The sequence below is a fragment of the Actinoplanes sp. NPDC048791 genome (genome assembly GCF_040650095.1).
Classification (GTDB): Bacteria; Actinomycetota; Actinomycetes; order Mycobacteriales; family Micromonosporaceae; genus Actinoplanes.
The window spans coordinates 1-4,949 of record NZ_JBEZGQ010000641.1 but is presented as its reverse complement, the minus strand read 5'-3'; the positions used below and the strand labels follow the sequence as shown (position 1 = coordinate 4,949).

The following is a 4,949-nucleotide window of genomic DNA, read 5'->3' as shown; positions in this document are numbered from 1 at the left end:
CGGTGACCGAGGCCGAGGAGCGCTACCGGGTGGCCGCGACCAGGGCGACCTTCGTGCTGCGGGCGATGCGGTCGCGGGCCGGCCGGTCCGGGCTCATCCGGTCGAGGATCATCGCCATGCCCAGCGCGGACGTCCCGGGCGGAGCCGGCGTGCGTTGCCGTGGGACCCGATTGGGGATGTCGCCGACCGCGCGGTCGGCCACCCGCTGGAGCCGGGCCTGGGCGTCGGCCGCCGGCAACCGCTGAGCCGGGTCCTTGTGCAGCAGCCGCTCGATGATCGGATTCAGCGGGCCGGGGAAGCGGGCGGGGTCGGGCGGCTCGGTCAGCAGCGCGGTCAGCGAGGCGGTCGTGGTCGAGCGCTGGAACGGCGCCTGACCCTCCACTGCGGCGTAGAGCGTGGCGCCCAGCGACCACAGGTCGGCTGCTTCGCCGGCTTCGTCGCCGCGCAGCCGCTCGGGCGCGACGAAGTACGGCGAGCCCAGCAACGGCTCGGCGCCCTGCTCGACACCCCTGATCTTGGCCAGGCCGAAGTCGGTGAGCACCACCCGGCCGTCGGTGGCGAGCAGGACGTTGTGCGGCTTGACGTCGCGGTGCAGCACTCCGGACGCGTGCGCGGCCCGCAGCGCGGCCAGCACACCCACGCCGATCCGGGCGGCCTCGCGGTGCGGCAGCGGGCCCTCGCGCAGCACGGCGTCCAGCGATCGCGACTCGACGTACTCCATGACGATCCACGAGCGGTCCGGGCGCCACACCACGTCGTAGACGCCGACCACGCCGGGATGCTCCAGCCGGGCCGCCGCCCGCGCCTCGCGCATCGTGGTGAGCTGGGCGTCGAGCATCTGCGCGGCGCTCACGTCGACCGGCGTGGCGATCTCCTTGACGGCCACCCGGCGGCGGAGCAGCTCGTCGTCGGCGAGCCACACGCGGCCCATGCCACCGGCGCCGATGATCTCCAGCAGCCGGTAGCGGCCGGCGATCAGCTCCCGCGCAACGTCCATGGCGGTGATTCGGTGCGGGGCGGTCCGCGGACGGGTACGAAACATTTTGCGATCGTTGCTACGTTGCTGACGTGAAAATCCGGTACCTGCTGCACAACGCCTATGGCGGCGGCGGCACGATCCGCACCGTCTTCAATCAGGCGAACGCGCTGTGCGAGACGCACGAGGTCGAGATCGCCAGCGTGTACCGCACGGGGGACAAGACTGTCTTCGCCCTGGACCCCCGGGTCCGGCTGGTGCCCCTGACCGAGTTGCGCGAGTCCGGCGACCGCCGCAGCGACCGGCCGGGGCAGAAGAGCCGCCTGCTCAACAAGGCCCGGCGCTTCAAGAACCCGCTGCCGCACCGGCACGACTCCCGCTACCGCCGCTGGGACCCGCAGGTCGACCTGACGATCATCCGGTACTTCCGGTCCTCCCGGGACGGTGTGCTGATCACCACGCGTCCCGCGCACAATCTGCTGTCGGCCTGGTTCGGGCCGCGCCGGCTCATCCGGATCGCCCAGGACCACATGAACCTTCAGACCTACAAGCCGCGGCTGCGAGCGGCGATCCTGCGGGCCTATCCGCGGCTCGACGCCGTGGCGGTGCTGACCGAGCACGACCGCGACACCTACCGGGCGGCGCTGGGCGACAGCGCGGTGCGGGTGGTGCGGATCCCCAACGGCATCCCGCCGTGGCCGCTGCCGCCGGCCGAGTTGGAGAGCAAGGTGCTGGTCGCGGCCGGCCGGCTGGTCCGGCAGAAGGGTTTCGACCTGCTGATTCCGGCGTACGCCCCGGTCGCGGCCCGGCACCCGGACTGGCAGCTGCGGATCTTCGGCTACGGCGCCAAGCGGGACCAGCTCGCCGCGCAGATCGAGGAGCTGGGCCTGACCGGCCGGGTACGGCTCGAAGGGCCCAGCCGGCGCCTCGACGAGGAGCTCGCGGCCTCGTCGGGGTACGTGCTCAGTTCCCGTTTCGAGGGGCTGCCGATGGTGCTGCTGGAGGCGGCCACCGCCGGTGTGCCGGCCGTCGCCTTCGACTGCCCGACCGGTCCGGGCGAGATCATCGACCACGGCCGCAACGGGCTCCTGGTGCCGCCGGAGGACATCGACGCGCTGGCCGAGGGCATGATGCGGCTGATCGAGGACCCGGCCGGGCGCCGGGCCATGGGCGCCGCCGCCCGCGCGGACAGCAGCCGGTATTCAATGAGCACCGTGCGTGAGGTCTGGGAACGGCTCTTCGCCGAGCTGGCGGCGGGCCGCGGCGCGGCGGTGCCCGACCCGGCCGCCCAGCAAATTGGACATGATCGCCAGCACCAGTAGCAAACCCGGGCAGATGGTATTCATGCCCTGTATCCGGGGCCGGTGGCAATGGTCATTCTCCGGCAACGGGAAAAGCGATCTTGAAATCGGTATTCACGTTTACCGACCGTGACTCAGGACAGAGGGTGTATTTCGCCGTCCAGTTCGGGTGCTGCGGGAACACCGCCCGGCGGTGCGATACCCGAAAGAGCCTCGCGGCGCTTTGCTTCTTTCAGAACGGTTGTCAAAAACCTGCCCCTGAGCAACTGCGCGAACACACACCGTCGATGAACTCGGCCGATGTTTCACCGGATCGGCGATCGGACTCAGCCGTTCAGGCGGAAAGGCCGTTCGACGGGGGCGGCGGGTATTCAGAACGTTATATGGTCAGCTCCGCCGCTGAGAGCCGGTGCCGGAGGTTCTTCGCCCACCGCCTCCGAGCCCCCCGAACAACGAGGACGGACACGTGTCGAACTCACGCCGCGGTTTGCTCGCCGCCGGCCTAGCCGTAGCCGTTGTCGGCACGATGGGTACGGTCTGGACCCTGAACGCCAGTGCTGAGGAGACGACCGAGGCCGAGGCTCCCGCGGCCGCCGTCGCACCGGCGACCACCGAGACCGCGCCGGAGCCCGCCGAGACCGCGCCCGAAGCAGCGTCGGAAACCGCCGAGACAGCGCCGGCGACCGCTGAGACCGCGCCGGAGGCCCCTGCGGCCGGCGAAGCCATCCTCACGCCGCCGAAGCTGCTGCCCTGGGGCGCCAAGCCCAAGCGGCTCAAGCAGGCCAAGGCCGGCGCCAGCAGCAAGGCCGTCGCGGCCGCCGGTGCGGACGCGGCCCCCGCGGACACCAGCGGTGCGGTGACCCCGACGCGCGAGTATGCCCCCAAGGGCGGCCAGGGCCCGAACGGTGCCTTCCTGAAGTCGGCGCGCACCACCGTCGTGCCGCCCACCCCGCCGACCGTGGGCACGGTCAAGGCCGCGGCCGCCGCGGACCGCGTGGTCAACTTCCACTACGCGGTCGGCGCCCAGACCGGCGAGACCGACGGCACCTGGGCCAACCTGACCATCGAGAAGCCCAAGCTGGTCGACGGCGACTACCACACGCTGGCCGAGCTGGCGGTGCGCTCCGCCGACAGCAAGCAGACCGTCGAGGTCGGCTGGACCGTGGACCGCTCGGTCAACGGCGACGACGACCCGCACCTCTTCGTCTTCTACTGGAAGGACGGAGTTGCCCGGTGCTACAACGCCTGCGAATGGACCCAGATCCACAAGACGGTCAAGCCCGGTGACACCCTGCCGGTCGGCACCTCGAAGCGGTTCGGCATCATGCACGACGGCAACGCCTGGTGGATCGCCTACAACTCGGAGTACATCGGCTACTTCCATGACAAGAACTGGGAGGGCCGGTTCACCCGGGCCGGCTTGGCCCAGTGGTTCGGCGAAGTGGCGTCGCCCAGCCTCACGCCCTGCACCCAGATGGGCAACGGCAAGCCGGCCAGCGACGGCGACGCGGCGCGGATCGGCAGCATCAGCATGACCAAGGGCCCGACGGTCGGGTTCGAGCTGGACATGCGGCCCAAGTACAAGGTGAACCTCGAGAACCCGGTGCCCCCGGTGCAGATCGAGAAGCCCGACGAGCCGTACTGGTCCCCGTGGACGGGCAGCCTGCGCACCCCGACGACGTTCCGCTACGGCGGCCCGGAATACCCGTTGAAGGACCCGAAGGACCCGGAGTCCGAGCCGATCGTGAAGTGCTGACACCGTAGCGCCGCGGCGCCCGGTCCTCCCAGGTGGGAGGGCCGGGCGCTTTTGTCGGTGCTGATCGAACCGGCCACCCGGGCCCGGGGTACAACGGGGTGGTGGGCCGACGAGGGAGCAGCGGATGAGGCGACGGGTGAGTCCCGACGAGGAGCTGATGACCGCGCTCTACACCGAGCACTACGCGGTCCTGCTCAGCTTCATCTCGCGGTACGTGCGCGACCGGCACAAGGCGGAGGATCTGGTCCAGGAGACGCTGCTACGGGCCTGGCGGCACATCGACCACCTCGACCCGGACCCCGGCCGCACCCGTTCCTACCTGCTCACCATCGCCCGCAACGTGGTCACCAACGCCTGGCGGGCCGAGCAGCGCCGCCCGCACCTGGTCGCCGACGACGCCGCGGTCGCGTCGGTGCCGTCGGCCGACAACGTCGACCAGCTCGTCGAGGGCTGGCTGGTCGCCGAGGCGCTGGAACGGCTCTCCGCCGACCACCGCGCGGTGGTCCAGGCCATGTACTACGAGGGACACACCGTGGCCGCCGCCGCCCGGCAGCTGTCGGTGCCCGAGGGCACGGTCAAGTCGCGCGCCTACTACGCGGTGCGGGCGCTGCGGCAGGCGTTCGAGGAGATGGGGGTGCTGCGATGAGCCCCGACCACGATGAGCTGCGGCGGTTGCTCGGCGGTTACCTGCTGGGCGGGCTCGACGACGCCGACACCGACCGGCTCGACGCGCACCTGCTGAGCTGCGACGAGTGCCGCGCCGAGCTGGATCGGCTGGCGCCCGTACCGGAACTGCTCCGGTCCCTGGAGAACGCGCTGCCGGTCACGGTGCCGGCGGGCAGCCGGCCGAGCCCCGCGCGGATCGAGACCCTGCTGGCCCGGATGCGGGCCGAGCGGGCCCGCGAACGCCGGCGTG

Annotated in this window: 5 protein-coding genes; 4 read left to right on the top strand and 1 reads right to left on the bottom strand. The window is 71.3% G+C overall.

All coding sequences use genetic code 11. From position 1 onward, the window contains the following. Positions 1 to 22: 22 nt before the first annotated feature. The gene (locus tag AB0C29_RS33385) at positions 23 to 997 is read right to left on the bottom strand and encodes a serine/threonine-protein kinase (protein WP_360828763.1); all 975 of its coding nucleotides are present in this window, start codon (positions 995 to 997) and stop codon (positions 23 to 25) included. A 71-nt stretch (positions 998 to 1,068) separates the two neighbouring features. On the opposite strand from AB0C29_RS33385, the gene AB0C29_RS33380 reads away from it, so the two are divergent. The 4 genes from AB0C29_RS33380 to AB0C29_RS33365 all read left to right on the top strand — a co-directional run. Further along, on the top strand, positions 1,069 to 2,298 hold the full coding sequence (locus AB0C29_RS33380; RefSeq protein ID WP_360828760.1) for a glycosyltransferase family 4 protein: 1,230 nt from the start codon (positions 1,069 to 1,071) through the stop codon (positions 2,296 to 2,298). A 445-nt stretch (positions 2,299 to 2,743) separates the two neighbouring features. Further along, complete coding sequence (locus tag AB0C29_RS33375; protein ID WP_360828757.1) at positions 2,744 to 4,033, top strand: neprosin family prolyl endopeptidase; 1,290 nt, start codon at positions 2,744 to 2,746, stop codon at positions 4,031 to 4,033. A gap of 124 nt (positions 4,034 to 4,157) precedes the next feature. Beyond that, positions 4,158 to 4,679 carry a sigma-70 family RNA polymerase sigma factor gene (locus AB0C29_RS33370; protein WP_360828754.1) on the top strand — a complete coding sequence of 174 codons (522 nt, stop codon included), beginning with the start codon at positions 4,158 to 4,160 and terminating at the stop codon, positions 4,677 to 4,679. Then, the coding region (locus AB0C29_RS33365; protein WP_360828751.1) for a zf-HC2 domain-containing protein at positions 4,676 to 4,949 on the top strand (274 nt) is incomplete at its 3' end. The genes AB0C29_RS33370 and AB0C29_RS33365, both read left to right, overlap by 4 nt.